19 protein-coding genes and 1 tRNA gene are annotated in these 20,414 nt (G+C 35.8%); 12 read left to right on the forward strand and 8 right to left on the reverse strand.

Annotated elements, in window-relative coordinates; all coding sequences use genetic code 11:
• Positions 1-293: 293 nt before the first annotated feature.
• The 6 genes from QOX03_RS05430 (at position 294) to QOX03_RS05455 (ending at position 5,751) form a co-directional block, all read left to right on the forward strand.
• Positions 294-1,025 carry a 5'-nucleotidase C-terminal domain-containing protein gene (locus QOX03_RS05430; protein ID WP_283670336.1) on the forward strand — a complete coding sequence of 244 codons (732 nt, stop codon included), beginning with the start codon at positions 294-296 and terminating at the stop codon, positions 1,023-1,025.
• Between the two features lie 16 nt (positions 1,026-1,041).
• Positions 1,042-1,962, forward strand: coding sequence for a bifunctional metallophosphatase/5'-nucleotidase (locus tag QOX03_RS05435; RefSeq protein WP_283670337.1), 921 nt, complete (start codon positions 1,042-1,044; stop codon positions 1,960-1,962).
• Positions 1,963-1,984: 22 nt separating this feature from the next.
• Positions 1,985-2,476 (forward strand): YqiA/YcfP family alpha/beta fold hydrolase, encoded by a 492-nt coding sequence (locus tag QOX03_RS05440; RefSeq protein ID WP_283670338.1) that lies wholly within the window; start codon positions 1,985-1,987, stop codon positions 2,474-2,476.
• 48 nt (positions 2,477-2,524) lie between these two features.
• On the forward strand, positions 2,525-4,138 hold the full coding sequence (locus tag QOX03_RS05445) for a DUF8614 domain-containing protein (protein ID WP_283670339.1): 1,614 nt from the start codon (positions 2,525-2,527) through the stop codon (positions 4,136-4,138).
• Positions 4,139-4,167: 29 nt separating this feature from the next.
• Positions 4,168-5,517 carry an NAD-dependent succinate-semialdehyde dehydrogenase gene (locus tag QOX03_RS05450; RefSeq protein WP_283670340.1) on the forward strand — a complete coding sequence of 450 codons (1,350 nt, stop codon included), beginning with the start codon at positions 4,168-4,170 and terminating at the stop codon, positions 5,515-5,517.
• Positions 5,518-5,613: 96 nt separating this feature from the next.
• Entirely contained in the window at positions 5,614-5,751 is a 138-nt protein-coding gene (locus QOX03_RS05455) for a hypothetical protein (RefSeq protein WP_165844991.1), read from the forward strand.
• A gap of 170 nt (positions 5,752-5,921) precedes the next feature.
• On the opposite strand, the gene rsmG is transcribed toward QOX03_RS05455, so the two are convergent.
• From rsmG to kdsA, 5 genes are read right to left on the reverse strand one after another with little or no spacing between them, the layout of a single operon-like run.
• A complete protein-coding gene (gene rsmG / locus QOX03_RS05460) occupies positions 5,922-6,542 on the reverse strand; it encodes a 16S rRNA (guanine(527)-N(7))-methyltransferase RsmG (RefSeq protein ID WP_283670341.1) in 621 nt (206 codons plus the stop codon).
• Between the two features lie 10 nt (positions 6,543-6,552).
• Positions 6,553-7,128, reverse strand: a complete 576-nt coding sequence (locus tag QOX03_RS05465) for an adenylate kinase (protein ID WP_119059720.1) — start codon at positions 7,126-7,128, stop codon at positions 6,553-6,555.
• A 4-nt stretch (positions 7,129-7,132) separates the two neighbouring features.
• Complete coding sequence (gene hpt / locus QOX03_RS05470) at positions 7,133-7,672, reverse strand: hypoxanthine phosphoribosyltransferase (RefSeq protein WP_119059719.1); 540 nt, start codon at positions 7,670-7,672, stop codon at positions 7,133-7,135.
• Between the two features lie 39 nt (positions 7,673-7,711).
• Positions 7,712-9,070: an oxygen-independent coproporphyrinogen III oxidase gene (gene hemN, locus QOX03_RS05475; protein ID WP_283670342.1), complete on the reverse strand. Its 1,359-nt coding sequence runs from the start codon at positions 9,068-9,070 to the stop codon at positions 7,712-7,714.
• Positions 9,071-9,093: 23 nt separating this feature from the next.
• Complete coding sequence (gene kdsA / locus QOX03_RS05480) at positions 9,094-9,909, reverse strand: 3-deoxy-8-phosphooctulonate synthase (RefSeq protein WP_283670343.1); 816 nt, start codon at positions 9,907-9,909, stop codon at positions 9,094-9,096.
• A 69-nt stretch (positions 9,910-9,978) separates the two neighbouring features.
• On the opposite strand from kdsA, the gene QOX03_RS05485 reads away from it, so the two are divergent.
• Positions 9,979-10,200, forward strand: a complete 222-nt coding sequence (locus QOX03_RS05485) for a SemiSWEET family transporter (RefSeq protein ID WP_283670344.1) — start codon at positions 9,979-9,981, stop codon at positions 10,198-10,200.
• Positions 10,201-10,322: 122 nt separating this feature from the next.
• Here the strand turns inward: QOX03_RS05485 and QOX03_RS05490 are convergent, their stop codons facing one another.
• Positions 10,323-11,021 (reverse strand): cell division ATP-binding protein FtsE, encoded by a 699-nt coding sequence (locus QOX03_RS05490; protein ID WP_283670345.1) that lies wholly within the window; start codon positions 11,019-11,021, stop codon positions 10,323-10,325.
• A gap of 126 nt (positions 11,022-11,147) precedes the next feature.
• Entirely contained in the window at positions 11,148-11,303 is a 156-nt protein-coding gene (gene rpmH, locus QOX03_RS05495; protein ID WP_119058437.1) for a 50S ribosomal protein L34, read from the reverse strand.
• Positions 11,304-11,491: 188 nt separating this feature from the next.
• Between rpmH and gyrA the strand changes: the two genes are divergently transcribed.
• Both gyrA and QOX03_RS05505 read left to right on the forward strand, forming a co-directional pair.
• Positions 11,492-14,026 carry a DNA gyrase subunit A gene (gyrA, locus tag QOX03_RS05500; protein ID WP_283670346.1) on the forward strand — a complete coding sequence of 845 codons (2,535 nt, stop codon included), beginning with the start codon at positions 11,492-11,494 and terminating at the stop codon, positions 14,024-14,026.
• A gap of 11 nt (positions 14,027-14,037) precedes the next feature.
• The gene (locus QOX03_RS05505; RefSeq protein WP_283670347.1) at positions 14,038-15,438 is read left to right on the forward strand and encodes a tetratricopeptide repeat protein; all 1,401 of its coding nucleotides are present in this window, start codon (positions 14,038-14,040) and stop codon (positions 15,436-15,438) included.
• 350 nt (positions 15,439-15,788) lie between these two features.
• Here QOX03_RS05505 and QOX03_RS05510 read toward each other — a convergent pair whose 3' ends face one another.
• Positions 15,789-16,043, reverse strand: a complete 255-nt coding sequence (locus QOX03_RS05510; protein ID WP_283670348.1) for a GlsB/YeaQ/YmgE family stress response membrane protein — start codon at positions 16,041-16,043, stop codon at positions 15,789-15,791.
• Between the two features lie 330 nt (positions 16,044-16,373).
• Here QOX03_RS05510 and glmM point away from each other — a divergent pair, with 330 nt between their 5' ends.
• The 3 genes from glmM (at position 16,374) to QOX03_RS05525 (ending at position 20,351) form a co-directional block, all read left to right on the forward strand.
• Positions 16,374-17,756 (forward strand): phosphoglucosamine mutase, encoded by a 1,383-nt coding sequence (gene glmM, locus QOX03_RS05515; protein WP_283670349.1) that lies wholly within the window; start codon positions 16,374-16,376, stop codon positions 17,754-17,756.
• 74 nt (positions 17,757-17,830) lie between these two features.
• Positions 17,831-19,831 (forward strand): beta-N-acetylhexosaminidase, encoded by a 2,001-nt coding sequence (locus QOX03_RS05520; RefSeq protein ID WP_283670350.1) that lies wholly within the window; start codon positions 17,831-17,833, stop codon positions 19,829-19,831.
• 444 nt (positions 19,832-20,275) lie between these two features.
• Positions 20,276-20,351: transfer RNA gene (locus QOX03_RS05525), tRNA-Gly, on the forward strand.
• Positions 20,352-20,414 lie beyond the last annotated feature (63 nt).

Consider the following 20,414-nt stretch of genomic DNA (forward strand, 5'->3'; position numbering starts at 1 on the left):
GTTTAGCTCATTATTTGTGTGTGTGTGTGTGTGTGTTTACACTTTATTTTGAAACTCACAAATTTCATTTGTTAAAATTTCGTTATTTTTTTGTTAAAAATTTTCCGTTGAGGTTTTTCTCTTCTCCCAACCTGCCCGCAAATGTATTTTACGTTTTTGAATTATGCAAATTTATTTTTTTTTGGGGCAGAGGATTTTTTTTTTTAAGGCTTTAGAAATTTTTGAGAATATATTTTTTAAAGCTTTTTAAAAAATAAGAAAAAAATACAATCTTTGCCTTAAATTATAAATTCATGAAATTCCCTGTAAATTATTTATTTATTCTGATTTTCATTTTCTCTTGCCGCCCCGTTTTGCATCAAAGTGCTGCGCCACAAAAAGAACTATTCAGCATTGATTCGCTAACTCCACCTCACAGAGATGCTCAGCAACTCATTGCTCCGTATAAAAAGCAATTGGATGCGCAGATGGATAAAGTCATTACGTACAATCCCTATATTCTAAACAAAGAGGGGCTAAACTCTAATTTAGCACTCGTGAGTGCTGATGCGCTGCTGGCTGTGGCGAATGAGGTTTACCAAAAAAAATATGGTAAAGAAGTTGATGCGGCGCTCACCAATAGTGGTGGCTTGCGCCGTAATTTCACGCCAGGGAATCTAACTGTACGGTCAATTTATGAGCTGATGCCGTTTGAGAATGAAGTCGTTGTAGTGGAAATTTCAGGGCAAAAATTCAAGGAAATGATTGAATTTTTGAGAAAAGGCAAAGGACACCCCATTGCAGGATTTAGCTTTGCTCGGCAAGGTGAAGATTCTGATATTTTGATAAAAAATCAACCTTTTGATGTGAATAAAACTTACACGATTGCGACCACCGATTTTTTGCAAAAGGGTGGCGATGGTATGGATTTTCTAGCGAACCCGATAAAGCTTCATCCGCTTGATTTGAAACTAAGAGATTTGTTTATTCAATATTTTGAGAAATCAGACACAATAAGAATTAATACAACACCACGCTACAGATAATTTTTTTAGAAAAAAAATGAAAAGAAGACATTTTATTCAGCAAACGTTAGCTGCCACAGCTTTTGCGACTTTACCCGCCATGCCAGCTTGGGCGAAGTCTGGCACGAAAAGATTAAGCATTTTACATACCAATGACCAACACAGCCGCATAGAACCTTTTGAGACTTCTGAGAACGAGAAATACAGCAACCGTGGCGGTTTTGCGCGCCGTGCTACTCTGATTGAGCGAATTCGGGCTCAAGAAAAAAATGTTTTGCTATTGGATGCTGGTGACATCTTCCAAGGGACGCCTTATTTCAATTTTTTTGGCGGAGAATTGGAGTTTAAGCTAATGTCTCAGATGAAATATGATGCCTGCACTATGGGTAATCATGATTTTGATAATGGCTTACAAGGATTTGAAAAACAATTGAAACACGCTGATTTTAGTTTCATTTGCTCTAATTACGATTTTAGAAACACCATTTTAGAAGGGAAAACAAAAGCCTATCAAATTTTTGTGAAAGACGGCATCCGAGTAGGGATCTTCGGGCTTGGTATTGATTTCGCTGGGTTGGTTCCCAAGGATTTGTACCAAGAGACGCAGTACCTAAATCCAGTAGAAATCGCTCAAGAAATGACTCAAAAACTGAAAGAAAAGCATTGTGATTTAATCATTTGCCTTTCACATTTGGGCTTCAAATATGATTCTTCTAAAATTGATGATTCCAAACTGGCTCAGCAAACCAAAGATATTGATTTAATCATCGGAGGGCATACCCATACCTTTTTGCCTGCTCCCGTGGAAATGAAAAACACTGAAGGTAAAACGGTGCTCATCAACCAAGTAGGCTGGGGCGGATTAAATTTAGGCAAAATTGATTTTGAGTTTTCGCTAGATAAAAAGCAGAAATATTATTCTGCGAAATCTTTGCCTATTACTCCCAATTTGGTTTAAATTTTTTAAGGCTTAAAAAAAAATGTTGAAAATTCTTTATTTGCATGGGTTAAACAGTAAACTTCATGCTGATAGACAAAAGGTTTTAGAGCAATATTCAACTCAGATAGCGGCGCCACGATTGGATTATGAAAACGATTTGGAAATTCTGAATAAGTTTTTAGGCCAAAACATAAAATACGACGTCATCATCGGCTCCAGTGCAGGCGGTTTGCTTGGCTTCTTCCTTGCCAATCAATGGCAAATCCCAGCCTTACTTTTCAATCCAGCATTGTCTTTTGCCCAGCATATTCCCAATCTGCCTGATACTCAAAATCAAACGGCTTTGATGCAAATCTGCATCGGGTGGCAAGATGAAGTGGTTTTGGCTCAGGAAAGTTTTAACTTTATTTTAGAAAATTTTTCTAAGCCTTCAAAAATTCATATTAACATCAGAAAAGATATGGCTCATCCCTTGCCCATCGATTGGTTTAAACAAGAAGTTGCTAGTTTTTTCATCAAATTGAGTAGATAATTTCTTACATTTGATTTGAAGTTTAAACGAATTATGAAAAAAAAAATTATGAAAAAATATATTACAAGTATCGCTTCTGCTATTATTTTAACCAGTTGTGCTACACAAAAAAACGATATCTCAATGGCTAAAGTTGAACCTGAAAAGTATGCCGATTTCACTTTAAATACCGATGCTAGCCAATTGAGCAAGGGCGACCAGAAAATGCTGCCTTACCTGTTTGAAGTAGCAAAAATCATGGACGAACTTTTTTGGTATGAGGCTTACGGTAAAAAAGAGGCGCTGCTAAACTACCTAAAAGGAGATAAAGAAAAGTTTGCAGTCATCAATTACGGGCCTTGGGATAGGCTAAATAATGATGCTCCGTTCATCAAAGGAATTGGCGCAAAACCAGCAGGTGCCAATTTCTACCCAACAAATATGACGAAAGAAGAGTTTGAGGCAGCTAATTTAAAAGACGGGAAAAGTCTTTACACTTTTGTGCGAAGAGATATGAACGGGAATTTGTACACGATTCCTTACCATGAAATGTTTCCTAAAGAAATCGAACGAGCTGCAAAATTAATGGAAAAAGCGGCTCAATTTGCTGAAACGAAAGATTTTAGAACTTATTTGCTAAAACGTGCCCAAGCTCTAAGAACTGATGACTACTACGAGAGTGATTTGGCTTGGATGAACATGAAAGACAACCACCTTGATTTTATAGTAGGACCTATCGAAACTTATGAAGATCAATTATTTGGCTACAAAGCCTCGCACGAAGCTTATATTTTGGTAAAAGACCAAGAGTGGAGCAAAAAATTAGAAAAATATGCTCAATTTTTGCCCGAATTGCAGACTAATTTGCCTGTCGCCAATGAGTACAAAGCAGAAAAACCAGGCAGTGATGCAGATTTAAATGCGTATGATGTGATTTATTATGCTGGGCATAGTAATGCTGGGAGTAAAACAATTGCAATAAACCTCCCTAATGATGAACGCGTACAATTGGAGAAAGGAACTCGCCGCCTACAGCTCAAAAATGCGATGCGAGCAAAATTTGATAAAATTCTAAAACCCATTAGTGAGCTTTTAATTGACCCAAAACAGCGAAAGAACGTCACCTTTGATGCATTTTTTGCGAATACAATGTTTCATGAAGTAGCTCACGGTTTAGGCATCAAAAACACCATCAATGGCAAAGGAAGCGTACGCCAAAGCCTGAAAGAACACGCCTCTGCACTAGAAGAAGGCAAGGCCGATATTTTAGGTCTATACATGGTCAATCAATTAGTTAACAAAAAAGAACTGGAAGGCGATATAAAAGATTATATGACGACTTTCATGGCTGGTATTTTCCGCTCTGTGAGATTTGGTGCAAGCAGCGCACACGGGGTCGCCAATATGATTCGTTTCAATTATTTCAAAGAGAAAAAAGCATTTACTCAAAATGCGGATGGCACATACACCCTGAATTATGAAAACCTAAAAACTGCAATGAATGATTTATCAAAAGAGATTTTGACTTTGCAGGGCAACGGCGATTACAACGGCGTGGCTGCCTTGGTAGAGAAATACGGTAAAATCCCAAGCGGTTTACAAACTGATTTAGATCGCTTGAATCAAAAAGGTATCCCTGTGGATATCAACTTCATCCAAGGACTGAATGTTTATAAAAAATAATTTTTTTTAAGGCTTAAAAAATTTTTTAAATGAAATCAATTAATCCATATACCAACGAACTGCTCTTTGAACACCATGAAGATTCGGCTGAAAAAATTCATCAGGTAATTGAGAAATCACATCAGGCTTTCCTTTCTTGGCGAAAAACTGGCTTTGAAGAACGAGCAAAAAAAATCATGAAAGTCGCCCAATTCATTGAAAAAGAGAAAAATGAATTTGCAAAAATTATGACGCTGGAAATGGGAAAACCCATCAGCCAATCAATCGCCGAAATTGAAAAATGTGCTTGGGTTTGTGAATATTATGCTGAAAATGCAGAAAAATTTTTAGAACCGAAATCCATTGAGACCGATGCTCAAAAATCTTATATCCGCTACGATGCTCTGGGTGTGATTTTAGGCATTATGCCATGGAATTACCCGTTTTGGCAAGTATTTCGTTTTGCAATTCCTACGCTGATGGCGGGCAACACGGTTTTGCTCAAGCATGCTAGCAATGTGATGCAAAGTTCAAAAAATATTGCAAAAGCTTTTGAATACGCTGGTTTAGGAGAAATTTTCCAAGCTTTGATTATTTCTAGTGAAAAAATAGAAAAAATCATCAAAAACCCGAGAATAAAAGGCGTCAGCTTGACTGGCAGCAAGCCTGCGGGTAGCGCGATAGCTAAAATTGCAGGCGAGGAAATTAAACCTTCTCTTTTGGAATTGGGCGGGAGTAATGCACTGGTGGTTTTTGAAGATTGTAACTGGGATTCCACCTTGGAAACGATAGTAAACGCACGCTTCCAAAATACGGGACAAAGTTGCATCGCTGGGAAGCGACTGCTAATAGAAGAGTCTATTTTCGACTCATTTCTAAAGGCTTTAAAAATTAAGATTGAAAATTTAAAATCTGGAGACCCCCTCAGTTCTGAAACTTACATTGGGACTTTGGCAAGAGAAGATTTAGCAGAAGATTTAGAAAAACAAATGAAAAAATCGGTGGAAATGGGAGCTGAAATATTGATAGGTGGAAAGCGTAATGCAGCCTATTTTGAACCGACCTTGCTGACAAATGTTACAACCGAGATGCCTGTTTTTCAAGAAGAGACGTTTGGGCCATTGTTGATTGCAGTTCCCTTTAAAAATGAAAATGAAGCTATTGACTTAGTAAATGCATCTGATTTTGGGTTGGGCTGTTCTTTATTTACTCAAAATTTAGACAGAGCCGAGCGAATGATTTCAGAACTAAATGAAGGTGCAGTTTTCATCAACGAATTGGTCAAAAGTGACCCACGCTTACCCTTTGGCGGTGTTGGAATTTCAGGCTACGGCAGGGAGTTATCAGAAGATGGAATTTTGTCTTTCGTAAATAAAAAAACAGTATTTTTGAAGGCTTAAAAAATTTTTAACTATAAAACTTAAAGTAGTTTAAGTAATTTAAAAGCGTTTTGGCATAGAAATTTATAATAAAATATTGATTGAAATTTAGAAATTATGAGTAAGGCTGCTTCAACACAAAAGGAATCAGGTAAAAGACAAGTCGCTATTAATCCGGCTAATCAAAGAAGTGGGAATCGCCCTGGGTCACCGGCAAGAACTAACGGAAAAAATATAAAAGAAGAAGAGGAATAAATATTTCTAAAGTTTAAAAGAAAATCTTTCTTTTTTTAATTAAAATTAGATTTTTATCAGATAATTTTAATTTTTTTTAGTTAAATTTTAAAATAAATATAAAAAATCTGTTTTTATGTATAAAAACAGATTTTTGTAGATATTACTAAAATATTTTTGCGAAAAATTTTCTAAGGCTTAAAATAAATAAGCTTTTTAGTTTCAAAAAAATCTTCCTCAAAATACCTAGAAAGCTCAAACTCTAAATACTTTATACCCTTCATTTCTTCATCTAAATCTCCCCCTTTCAGGTAAAGAATTCCATTTTCTAATCTTTGCATGGGGGCTTTTTCATTTAAAAATTTTTGCCTTACCCAAGCGATAAATATAGGCATTTGCGTCACCGCACGGCTGATGACAAAATTAAATTTCCCTGTAACTTTTTCTGCTCTGATTTGCTGTGCAGAAACGTTTTTTAAGCCTAAAGCCTCAGCGACTTCTTCTACCACCTTTATTTTCTTTTGAATGGAATCGATTAGGATAAAATCTGTTTCAGGATATAAAATCGCTAAAGGAATCCCAGGGAATCCACCGCCTGTCCCTACATCCAAAATTCGCTGTTGTGGGACAAATTGCTCAATTTTAGCGATGCCCAAGGAATGCAAAACATGTTTGAGATACAGTTGGCTGATGTCTTTACGAGAAATCACATTGATTTTTTGATTCCAATCCTCGTACAGCGTACCCAAGTCTTTAAATTGCTTTTTCTGCTGTGCGGAAAGCTCTGGGAAATATTTTTCTATCAGCTCCATATATCGGGAACTATAGTTTTTCTATTTCGCCAATCAAGCTCTGAGTAATTTCATCTATTTCACCCTCACCATTGATTTCTACCCATTTATTTTGACCTCTGTAGTGTTGAGAAACCTCGTTTGTTTTTTTATAATATTCTGCTATTCTATTTCGGATTATTCCCTCATTTTGGTCATCATCACGATTGCTAGTTTCTCCTCTCTTCAAGAGTCTTTGTACCAAAATTTCATCTTCTACTACCAAAGCTAAACACAAATCAATCTCTTCATTTAGTTCTTGTTTTAGAATTTCATCTAAATCTTTGGCCTGCTCTGTAGTACGCGGATACCCGTCAAACAATAAACCTTTAGCAGTTTTGTTATTAATCACTTCTGCTCTCAGCATTTTAGTCGTCACTTCATCGGGTACCAATTCGCCTTTGGCTATATATTCTTTGGCCAAAACTCCCAATTCAGTTTCCTCTCGCATATTAAACCGAAACATTTCACCCGTTGATAAATGTACAAAATCAAATTTTTTTACAAGATTTCCCGCTTGTGTTCCCTTTCCACTTCCTGGAGGTCCAAACAATACAATGTTTTTCATTTTCTTATTCTTTTACTTGATATATACTTGGCAAATTTCTTCCTAACCCGTTGTAATCTAAGCCATAACCTACCACAAATTTATCGGGTATGCTTAGCCCTATAAAATCTACTTTTAATTCTTTTTGATATGCTTCTGGCTTAAAGAGAAGTGCTGCAATACTAAGACTTTTCACATTTTTATTTTCTAGCATTTGGTAAAGAGCTTCTAATGTGTTCCCAGTATCCACAATATCTTCCATGATGATGATATGTCTGTTTTCGACTAAATGAGAAGGCAAATCCATTAATTTTTTGACTTCTCCCGTAGAGGAAGTACCTTGATAGGATTGCATTTGCACGAAAGCCAACTCACAATCACCTGGGTAATGTTTGAGAAAATCACTGATAAACATTACAACGCCATTCAAAACACCTACGAAAATCGGTACATCATCTGTGAATTTTTCATAAACCTCTTGTGCTACATTTTTTACAGCTTTATAAATTTCTTCTTCGCTCAAAAAAGGATAAAATATCTTATCATGAACACTAATTTCTTGCATAATTGGTGATAAAACGTAAAGATAATAAACAATTTTGAATTAAATTGTCATTGAAAAAATTTTTGTCTGTGGTTGATTCCTCAGCATTCGCAAATCAAAAGCCATACAAATATTCCTTACAAAAATCCGCCCTTTTTCTGTAACTTTCAAGCGATTATCTTCAAAGATAATCAATTCATCTTTTTCCATTTCAGCCAAATTATTCTTAACTGATTCTAATTCAGGGAATTTAGCTTCTGTAAAGTCTGTTTCCATATGACACATCAAGTTGAGAATATGTCGGCGAATTAGTAAATCTTCCTCGTTCAAAATATGCCCTTTCACCACAGGAATTGTACCGCCTTTCACCAAATCGGTATATTTTTTTACACTCTTATGATTCTGAGCAAAACTATACCAGCTATCAGAAATAGCCGACATTCCTAGGCCAATCATCACTTGCGTGTTGGAAGTTGTGTAGCCCATAAAGTTTCGGTGCAGTTTCTGATTAATCATCGCCTGATACATCGAGTCTGATTTCAGAGCAAAATGATCCATCCCTATTTCTACATAATCCAACTCTTCCAGCATTTGCTTCCCTACCTCATACAACTCCCTTTTTTTATCAGGTGTCGGTAAATCTTCCTCATCAAAGCCACGCTGCCCCACTCCCTTCACCCACGGCACATGCGCATAGCTGTAGAAGGCTATTCGGTCAGGATTTAGCTTCTTAGTCAGGCGGATAGTCTCTTTCATTTTTTCTAAAGAATGGAATGGCAGCCCAAAAACCAAATCGTGGCTAATACTTTCATAGCCAATTTCACGTGCTTGAAGCGTTACACGCTCCACATTTTCATAAGGCTGAATGCGGTTTATAGCTTCTTGAATTTGAAGGTCATAATCCTGAACTCCGAAGCTAATTCGCTTGAATCCAAAATCATACAAAGCCTGTAGATGCTCCCTTGTAGTATTATTAGGATGTCCTTCTATACTAAATTCATGCTCAGGGTGTATTTCTGCATTTTCAAAAAGTCCCTCGAGCAATCGGATTAAATTTTCTGGGCTAAAAAATGTTGGTGTTCCTCCGCCAAAGTGCAATTCTTTGACTCTTGGCTTTTCCCCAAGTAGCTGAAGATACAATTTCCATTCCTCTAGTACCGTGTCAATGTAGTCATCTTCCACCTCATGGCGTTTGGTAATATGTTTGTGGCAAGCACAAAACGTGCATAAACTCTCACAAAACGGCAAGTGAATGTAAATCGAAATCCCATCTTTTTGATTAGTTTCTTGGTAAGATTTCACTAAGGTTTGCTTCCAACTCTCTAGGCTAAATGTATTTTCATCCCAATACGGAACAGTAGGATAACTCGTATACCGCGGTCCAGGTGTATTGTATTTTTGAATTAATTTTTTTTGCATTTTTTTTAAGCCTTAAAAAATTTTTAAATAGAATCAATGACTTCTCTAATTTTAGTTAATTTTGCCAACAAATCATCTAATTTACTAAGTGGCAACATATTAGCTCCATCTGATTTAGCATTTTGAGGCTCAGGGTGCGTTTCAATAAAGATTCCCTCAGCTCCAGTCGCTATACCTGCTTTTGCCAAAGTTTCTATCAACTCTGGTTTTCCTCCAGTCACACCCGATTTTTGATTTGGTTGCTGGAGTGAATGCGTCACGTCCAAAATCACAGGTGCAAACCTATTCATCACAGGAATTCCTCTAAAGTCTACTACCAAATCCTGATAACCAAATGTGGTTCCTCGCTCAATGATTGCCACTTTTTCATTCCCACTTTCTTTTACTTTCTCCACAGGAAATTTCATTGCCTCTGGAGACAAAAATTGACCTTTTTTTAGCGTAACGACTTTCCCTGTTTGTGCAGCAGCCACCACCAAATCTGTTTGCCGAACTAGAAAAGCTGGAATCTGCAAAACATCCACATAATCAGCCGCTAAAGTCGCTTCCGAGCATTCGTGAATATCTGTCGTCACAGGAATATCAAACTCTTCTCCTATTTTTTTTAAAATATTTAAAGCCTTTTCATCACCAATTCCCATGAAGGAATCTAACCTAGAACGGTTGGCTTTTCTAAAAGAACCCTTAAAAATATAAGGAATTCTATATCTATCTGTCAACTCCACAATTTTCTCTGCAATACGACGGGGCGTATCTTCATTTTCAATGGCACAAGGCCCTGCAATGAGGAAAAATTGCTCGGAATTCTTATTTTTGATTTTGTCTAAAGATTGAATCATACAACAAATTTAATCAATAAAAAACGTTTTTACCGATTAAAAGCTTATCTTTAGAATAAATTTTAACTAATGACTTGGATTGATTTAGTTGGTTACTCTGCTTCTATCTGCATCGTTGCGAGTTTTTTAATCAAAAATAATTTAAAACTCATACGCATCGTTAACCTTGTTGGCTGTATTTTTTTCACGATTTATGGTTTTTCGATTGATAGTATTCCCATCATCATTCCCAATACTTTTTTAGTTTTTGTACAATTGTATTATCTTTTTCTAAATCCTGAGAAGAATTAATTTTTAGAAACGGGTAATAAAAAGTGAAAGATAAAAGGCTAATAATTATAACTTGGTAAATATTTTTTTCCTAATTTTCTAAGCCTTAAAAAAATCAGAAATTTTCTAAGCCTTAAAAAATTTTAATCTAAAAAAATGTTTTCAGTAGAGACTTCTATCACCTTTCCATTCTCGCAACGGAAAGTTTTTGCGGGGAATCGCTTTATGAGAGAATAATCGTGTGTTGCCATCAGCACCGCCATATGCCTTTCTTTTGAAATTTTCTGAATTAAATTCATAATTTCTATCGAGGTATGGGGGTCTAAATTCCCCGTTGGCTCATCTGCTAAAATGATTTCAGGGTGGTTCAATAAAGCCCTAGCAATGGCCACGCGCTGCTGCTCTCCGCCAGAAAGTTGATGAGGCATTTTATGCTTCTTGGTCATCATATTCACGTTTTCTAAAGCTTCATCAATTCTTTTACTGATTTCCACGTTATCCTTCCAGCCTGTTGCCTTCAATACAAATCTTAAATTTTTCTCAATGTTTCGGTCTGTCAACAACTGAAAATCTTGAAATACAATTCCTAATTTCCTGCGCAGAGCTGGAATTTTTGAAGTTTTAAGCTGTGCTAAATCAAATCCCGCTACTTGACCTTCTCCATTTTGCAAGGGTAAATCGCTGTATAAAATCTTGAGTAGGCTGCTTTTTCCGCTACCAGTTTTCCCGATGAGATAAGCAAATTCGCCCGAAAACAAATCAAAATCGATATTATTTAAGACTAAAAAATCTCTTTGATAAATATCGGCATTACGGAGTTGTATAATAGGCGTTGTACTCATGGAATCAAATTTTAAAACAAAAATAAGGATTTTAATAGCTTATAAAACACCTTAAGTGTTAATAAAAAAACAAAAAACCGCTTTTCGTTAAAAAAAGCGGCTATATTCTTTAGTCTTAGATTAGAACTAGCGTTTTGCTCTCACAGCACTTACCGTAAGTCTTTTTCTACCTTTAGCTCTTCTTCTTGCTAAAACTTTTCTTCCGTTTTTAGTTGACATTCTCTCTCGGAATCCGTGCTTATTTCTTCTTTTTCTATTGGAAGGCTGAAATGTTCTTTTCATAACATTAATTAATTATTCATTACTCAAATCGGGTTGCAAATATAACATTTATTTTTAAATGAATAGCAAATGAAAAATCTTTTTTTTGATAAAAATTCACATTCATTGTTGATAATTACCTTTCAAAAATAGTGAAAGTATCGTTTTATACTTCGTATATTAGCAAATTATAGGAAAAAATAAGATATATGATTGAAGATATCAATGAGAATTTAATTCCGATCAATATTGAAGATGAAATGAAATCTGCCTATATCGATTATTCGATGTCGGTTATCGTTTCTCGTGCACTGCCAGATATTCGGGATGGGCTAAAGCCAGTTCATCGCCGCGTACTCTATGGGATGTATGATTTAGGACTTTTCTCCAACCGTGCTTATAAAAAATCAGCGCGTCTAGTCGGTGAAGTCTTAGGTAAATACCACCCACATGGTGATTCTTCTGTGTACGATACCATGGTGAGGATGGCACAAGAGTGGTCGATGCGCTATCAATTGGTCGATGGGCAGGGCAACTTTGGCTCTATAGATGGCGACCCGCCTGCTGCAATGCGTTACACTGAAGCTAGAATGCGGAAAATATCTGAAGCAATGTTGACAGATATTGATAAAGAAACGGTAGATCATCAGCTAAATTTTGACGACACGCTGATGGAACCAACGGTTTTGCCTACACGGATTCCAAATCTGTTAGTCAACGGAGCAGCTGGTATTGCGGTGGGCATGGCAACCAATATGGCTCCGCATAACCTCTCTGAAGTTATTGATGGGATTAATGCTTATATTGATGATAATGAGATTAGTATTGATGGCTTGATGGAATATATCAAAGCGCCAGATTTCCCTACTGGAGGCATTATTTATGGTTATAATGGTGTAAAAGAAGCTTTTGAAACAGGACGTGGTAGAATAATTCTAAGAGCGAAGACTCGTTTTGAAGAAATCAATGGTCGAGATGCCATTATTGTTGATGAAATTCCTTACCAAGTCAATAAAGCTAATATGATTAAGGCTACGGCTGATTTAATCAAAGAGGGGAAAATGGAAGGGATTTCTGAAATTAGAGATGAATCTGACCGCAAAGGTATGCGTATCGTTTATTTATTAAAAACAGACGCAATTCCTAATATCGTTTTAAATAAACTTTTTAAATATACTCAGCTTCAAACTTCTTTCAGTGTTAATAATATTGCCTTGGTCAATGGTCGCCCCGAGCAAGTGAATCTGAAAGATTTAATCAAACATTTTGTTAACCACCGCCACGAAGTCATTGTGCGTCGCACGGAATATGAATTGCGCAAAGCGAGAGAAAAAGCCCATATTTTAGAAGGCTTTATGAAAGTTATCGCGACAGAAGACACGCTAGACCGAGCAATTGCAATCATTCGCCATAGCGAGAATCCGAATGTGGCTAAAGACGGTTTGATGAAGGAATTTGAGCTAAGCGAAATCCAAGCTCAAGCAATTTTAGATTTACGCCTTGCTCGATTGACGGGAATGGAACTCGAAAAAATCAAAGAAGAGTATGAAGCCATCATGGCAGAAATTGAACGCTTGGAAGGAATTTTAGCTAATGCTGACCAACGTTTTGCCATCATCAAAGAAGAGTTGATTGAAATTAAAGAAAAATTTGGTGATGAGCGCAGAACGAGCATTAATTACGCTGGTGGAGAAATGAGCATTGAAGATATTATTCCTGATGAGAAAATGGTGCTAACTATTTCTCATTTAGGCTACATTAAAAGAACGCCTTTGAGCGAATACAAGGCTCAATCTCGTGGTGGCGTGGGGAATCGTGGCGCAACGTCTAGAGATGGTGATTTCCTAGAATATATGGTTGTCGCTTCCAATCACCAATATATGCTGTTTTTTACAGAAAAAGGAAAATGCTTTTGGCTTAGAGTTTTTGAAATTCCAGAAGGAAGCAAAACCAGTAAAGGTAGAGCCATTCAAAACCTAATTGCCATAGAACCTGATGACCGCGTAAGGGCTTATATTCGCACTCATGACTTGATGGATGAAGAGTACGTCAAATCAAGGTTTGTTGTCATGCTAACCAAAGAGGGGCAAATCAAAAAAACCTCTCTAGAAGCCTATTCTCGCCCTCGAGCTAATGGTATCAACGCCATCTCTATCCGAGAAAATGATGAGCTTTTAGAAGCTAAACTCACTGATGGAAACAACCAAATCATGATTGCTGCTAAAGGTGGCAAAGCCATTCGCTTTCATGAGTCTAACGTCCGTGCAATGGGTAGAACTGCATCAGGAGTGCGGGGTATTAGATTAGATAAAAAAGATGAAGCCATTGGAATGGTTATTGTAGCGGATACGACGAATGACACCATTCTTGTTGTTTCTGAAAAAGGCTATGGTAAACGAACAGATGTAGAGGATTATAGAGAAACCAACCGTGGTGGCAAAGGAGTCATTACATTAAATATAACAGAGAAAACAGGAAATTTAATTGCCTTAAAAAATGTAACTGATGAAAATGATTTAATGATTATTAATAAATCGGGGGTTACGATTAGGACTTCTGTCTCGGCTTTGCGCGTCATGGGGCGTGCTACCCAAGGAGTTAAATTAATTAATTTAAAATCTGATGATGAAATAGCTGCTGTGGCTAAAGTCGAAATCGAACACAATGAGGATTTAAATGAAGAAGATTTAAATGAAGAAAATGAAAATTCAATGAAATCTGATAACTTTAATGAAGAAGAATAATTTAACTATATATGAAAAAAATAATTTTAAGTATAAGTTTAGCATTTATTGCTAGTAGCCTTTTGGCTCAAAAAGCAGAAATAGAAGCCGCCAATAGTGCCTTTCAATCAAAAAATTATACGCAAGCTTTAGAACACGCTCAGGCTGCTGAAACTAAATTAACCAGCAACCGTACAATTGAACCTAAGCTTTTAGCTGACTTTTATAAAAACGCTGCTACCGCTGCAAAAAATGCAGGAAAACTCGCTTTAGCCGCAAAATATTACGGGAAATTAGGTCAATTGGAATCAAAACCTTACTACGAAAGTAAGAACAAAGATTCTAAACAAACTGAATATTTTTGGAACAAAGCAGATGCTGAGAAAATAACTTCGGCAGGGAATTACAGCCGCTTGAAAGAAAGAAAACCCCAAACTTCTTATATGAGAGAATTGGGCAATGAGATTAGTGATAAGGCCAATCAATCCTTAGCTCAAGCCAATGACGCTTTTAATGCCAAAAATTACAATCTGTCAGGCGATAAATTCCTAGAAAGTTACTATTTAACTCAAGCTTTAGGGAATCCTAATGACATTTTGAAATATTATGCTGGCGTTTCTTACCTGCAAACCAAAGACCAAATAGAAACAGCTACAGAACTTCTTCAGGAACTTATAGATGACGGATTTACAGGCGTGCAAGAGAGATATTATGCCCAAGAAAAAGACTCTAATAATGAAGTTTCTTTCGGCTCAAAAGCAGATATGGATGCGCAGGTAAAATTGGGTTTATACAAAAATCCAAGAATAGAAAAGACTGAATCCATCGAGGAAGATTTATACAGCAATACTGTCTATGGATATTATAACACCAAGCAGTATGAAAAAGGAATTGAAGTAGCTAAAAAAGGGCTAGCGAAATACCCCGACAACGAAAATATGAATCAGCTTCTCTCTGGAATGTACTACAACTCTGGAAATTCGGCTGAATTCATTGCAGATTTAGAAAATAAAGTTAAAAACGATACCGCTACCGCTATTGACTATTTTAACTTGGCTAGGCAGCTGGAAGATGATGGCAAACAAAATGATGTCGTAAGAAATTATTACAAAAAATCTATTGAAAAAGACCCTAATTTTTCCAGTGCTTACTTAAATTTAGCTTACAACATTATTTCTGAGGAGAAACCTTATGTAGAAGCGATGAACAACAATTTAGGAACTTCTGCAAAAGAAAAGAAAATTTACAAAGAGAACCAAGAAAAAAGAGTTGTACTTTATAAAGAAGCTTTGCCTTATCTAGAAAAAGCTTACCAAATTTCTCCTGACGATCTTGTAGTAATTCGCGTCTTGAGAAACTCGTATGACGTTGTAGGGAATGATGATAAATTTCTTGAAATGAAGAAAATCCTAGATGAAAAAGAAAGTCAATAATTTTTTTTAAGGCTTAAATTTTTTTTAAAAATCCATTTCATTTTTTTGAGATGGATTTTTTTTCAAGGTTTTGTATAATCTGAAATAGTTTCCCTTTACACAATATTTTTTTAATTACATCCAAGGTGGAAGATTATTCCCATTAGATAGAAACTTTTGAAAATTTAAAAACAAGGACTTTAGCTAAAATCACAAGACTAGCAATAATTCAATTTTTGAATATTTTTTTGATAGAAAAAATATTAACATCTTAGAAATAAGCTTCGTCTGATAACACTCAAAATGAGTTAAAGGAATAAAAAAAAGCCTCTGAAAAAATTTCAAAGGCTTATAAATTTTTCTTAACTTATTTATTTTCTTGACATTACAGAGCGGTAGATGAAAAGTAATAAAACTGCTCCACCAATGGCTACCAAGAAACTTGAGAAATTAAATCCTGTTACATCTACTCCCAAAATCATTGAGCCAAGCCATCCTCCAAGGAAAGCACCTAAAATACCTATAACGATGGTTGCAATCCACCCACCTGGGTCAGCTCCTGGGTGAATCCATTTAGCAATAGCACCTGCAATCAGTCCGAAAATAATCCATGATAAAATTCCCATAATAATATAATTTATTTAGTTAACGTATCTCTAGATACAATACTAATGCCAAAATAGAATTTCTCAAGAAATATTTAATTTTTTCGCTAATTTTATGATTTTATACTATTAAATTTCAAAATAAATGAGAACTTAAAATCTTAAACTGCCACAGATTCATTTAGAAAAAGTTATTAAAAATTTTGATTATTTCTTTAAATCATTAAATTAGCCTTATTTAAACTTTTTACTAAGAAAAGTTAATCATTTCAAAAAAATATGCATGCAAAAACATCGCATTAATATATTTACGTTAATACTGAATTAAACCTAACCAAAAAAAATAAAAATATGTCTTTAATTAAATCAATTTCAGGGATTCGAGGAACTATCGGTGGGCGGCCTGCAGATAATCTAACGCCCATTGACGCAGTACTTTTCGCCGCTGCTTACGGACGTTTTATCTCAGAAAAAAATCCTAATACTCCCATTCAGGTCGTCATCGGTAGAGATGCTCGCCTATCAGGAGATATGCTCAATCGCTTGGTTACGGCTACGCTACAGGGCATGGGTATTCATGTGATTGATTGTGGGCTTAGCACTACTCCGACTGTAGAAATGATGGTCTCACACTTTGAAGCTCATGGTGGAATCATTCTAACTGCCAGCCATAATCCTAAACAATGGAATGCGCTGAAATTATTGAACGAAAACGGAGAATTCTTAAGCGCAGAGGATGGTGAAAAAATCTTAAAAATAATTGAAAAACAAGATTTTGAATTTGCTGAAGTGAATGATTTAGGCTCATATAAAGCTTTTTATGATGCAATCACTTTACACATCGATAAAATTTTAGCATTGGATATCATTAATATTTCAGCGATTCAAAATGCAAACTTCAAAGTTGCCATTGATGCTGTGAATTCGACTGGCGGAATCTCCATTCCACCACTTTTGGATCGATTGAATGTTAAATATGAAAAATTATATTGTGAACCTACAGGGCATTTCCCCCACAATCCTGAACCTCTCAAGGAAAATTTAACTGAAATTTCTGAGCTTATAAAAAATGGTGATTTTGATCTAGGAATTGCTGTAGACCCCGATGTCGATCGTTTAGCCATTATTTCAGAAAATGGTGAAATGTTTGGCGAAGAATACACGCTGGTCGCGGTGGCAGATTATGTTCTTGGCAAAACTAAAAGCGATACCGTAAGCAATCTTTCATCTTCACGAGCTTTGCGCGATGTAACTGAAAAACATGGCCAAAATTACTACCCAGCAGCCGTGGGCGAAGTAAATGTGGTGACAAAAATGAAAGAAAAAAATGCTAAAATTGGTGGTGAAGGAAACGGCGGTATTATTTTCCCAGAACTTCATGCTGGTCGAGATGCGATTTTGGGCGTTGCTCTTTTTCTTTCGCATTTAGCTGAAAAAAACATGAAAACTAGCGAATTGAGGGCGACTTATCCTTCCTATTTCATGTCAAAAAATAAAATTCAATTAACGCCAGGAATCAACGTAGATGAACTACTAAAAAAAGTGGAAAAGCACTATGCTAACGAGGATGTAAATACTATAGATGGTGTGAAAATTGACTTTGAAAAAGAGTGGGTTCATCTCAGAAAATCCAATACCGAACCCATTATCCGTGTTTACACCGAAAGTTATTCGCAAAAACGAGCCGATGAATTGGCGCAAGAAATGATAAAGAATGTGGGGAATTTAATCTAATTTTTTTAAGCCTTAAATAATTAATGTATATTTGAAGTAATTCATTTTTTTTTAAGGCTTAAAAAATTATTTCTATGTCTAAAGTATACTATTTCGCAATCTTCTTTTTCTCGCTATTTTTTTTGAATGCTCAAATTTCTATTATTCCGCAACCTCAAAAAATTACTGAAAAAAATGGCTTTTTTAAATTAACGCCAAAAACGAAGCTTTACTTTAGCCAAAAACCTGAAGAGAGTATTCTTTTGCTGATTGAGCAATTTCGTGAAAACACTGGTTTACAGCTAGATCAAAATAAAAAATCAGGTTTGCATCGGTTAAATTTTTTAATCAAACCCAAAGAAAATTTAGCACATGGTGGATATAAACTCAACATTTCACCTGAAAAAATTGAAGTCATTGCTCAAAATCAATTAGGGTGGTTTCATGCGCTACAGAGCATTCGTCAACTCCTCCCCTTGCCTATTGAAAAGCATGATAATCAGCTAAAAAGTTGGGAACTCCCCGCGGTGGAAATTCACGATTTCCCTCAGTACACTTGGCGAGGTTTCATGCTTGATGTGAGTCGAACTTTTTTTGATACCAATGTGGTAAAAAAATACCTTGATTTGATGGCCATTTACAAAATGAATACGTTCCATTGGCATTTGACTGATGACCAAGGTTGGCGCATTGAAATTAAAAAATACCCAGAACTTACTTCTCCTAAGACTACAGTCTTTCATCTTACTGAGAATCAACCTTCTATGAGGAGTGGTTTTTATACACAAGATGAAATAAAAGAAGTTGTAAAATATGCACGAGATAGAAACATCACCATCGTCCCAGAGATTGATATCCCAGGGCATTCATGGCCAGTTTTATTGGTTTACCCAGAATTAGGCGTAAATAAAAACACATATCCCAATCATATTTTTCCATTTGTTTCATCATGGGGGTATTGGGGTAATCAATTCACTCCAAATACGTTAGATCCTACCAAAGAAGATGTTTATGCTTTTTTAAAGAATGTTTTCACAGAACTGGCTGAACTTTTCCCTGGCAAATACATCCATTTTGGAGGGGATGAAGTCAAACATGAGTTTTGGAAAAAAGAAGCTCATGTAGCCGAGTTTATGAAAAAAAATAATCTCAAAAATGTGCATGAATTGCAAAGTTATTTTGTGACTCGTGTCTCAGATATTATTCAAGGTTTAGGGAAAAAACCCATTGGTTGGAACGATATTCTAGAAAATGACGCACATTTACCCAAAGGAACTGCCATCATGAGTTGGCTTGGGGCCAAAGCCGTGAAAGAAGCTACTAGCAAAGGTTTTGGTGCAGTTGCAACGCCTTATTCCCACGTTTATTTAGACATTACACAAGCTGATAGAAATGATGGCACCATGAGTGATTTAGCTTACCGCCACATCAATAGTATTGATAAAATTTATGAGTATAATCCTGCCGAAAATTTAAATCCAGAAGAACGTAAATTACTTCTTGGGGTGCAAGGAAATTTTTGGTCAGCATTGGCGCAAGACATCAAAGATTTAAACGTGCAAGTTTTACCTCGGCTGATTGCCATTGCAGAATTGGGCTGGACTTCCACAGAAAATAAAAATTTCTCAAGCTTTCAAAAAAGATTGGAAAAAGAAAAAAAACGACTAGATTTATTGAAGTTTGATTACTATGAGCCAGGAGGTTACATTGCCAATCACTGGAATCCTGAGATTATTTCAGAAAAATATCAATACCTCAGTTTTGATGTTACGCCCAAAGTTTATGCCAACGGAACTGCTATGGCAGGGTTCTTTTTTACCCAAGGCGAAAATTATCTTGAAATTGATGGAGCAACTCTTTTAGAAAACGATAAAATTATTTCAGAAGATTTGCATCATGCTTTAGCTGACACCTTCAGAGGTACCAATAAGGTTAAACCTTTCTACTTTAATTTTGATATAAAAAATTATAATCCTAAAGCTACTTACACGGTACAAGCAAAGGTAAGAAGCGTTGGAGGCACTGATTCTTTTGGGAATTTCACTTTCAGGTTAAATCCCGACACTCCTTTTGAAGTGACAGAAGCAGACAAATAATCCTTCTAAGAACTTATTCGAAATTTATTGACCTATAAAACCATTACCGTTTGCCAATAACCTTCATTACTTGGGGAGTTAGCAGACGGTTTTCTCATATATCTACATTTGTTGGCTACGCTGCATCTGGCAATGACAGTAAGAGTTTGTTTAAAAAATATGTTTTTTTCTGCTCGGTTTCAAATTCGGTCATTTTTTTCAAAATCTATTTATTCATACTATATCAATCTGATGAAATTTCTGCCTGCCGAAGAAGGTTGGATTATCGACCGATATTACGGCATACAATTATTGTTTAATTAGTAACTTGTTTTTCTATTCTCAATAATAGTTAAAGTTAACAAGCTGTAAACAAGTTATATACAAATAATGTATTACAAAAATTATTTTTTACCAGGCACGAATGTTTTTTTTCAAAAAATTATTTACATTTGTGTCACTTTTGCGGGAGTAGCTCAATTGGTAGAGCTTCAGCCTTCCAAGCTGAATGTTGCGGGTTCGAGTCCCGTCTCCCGCTCCATTATTTATTCTCTATACTTTTTATAAGATTTTTTTAAGCCTTAAAAAATTTTCTATAAAATTA

It is taken from the genome of Candidatus Ornithobacterium hominis (assembly GCF_951229915.1).
Taxonomy (GTDB): domain Bacteria; phylum Bacteroidota; class Bacteroidia; order Flavobacteriales; family Weeksellaceae; genus Ornithobacterium; species Ornithobacterium hominis.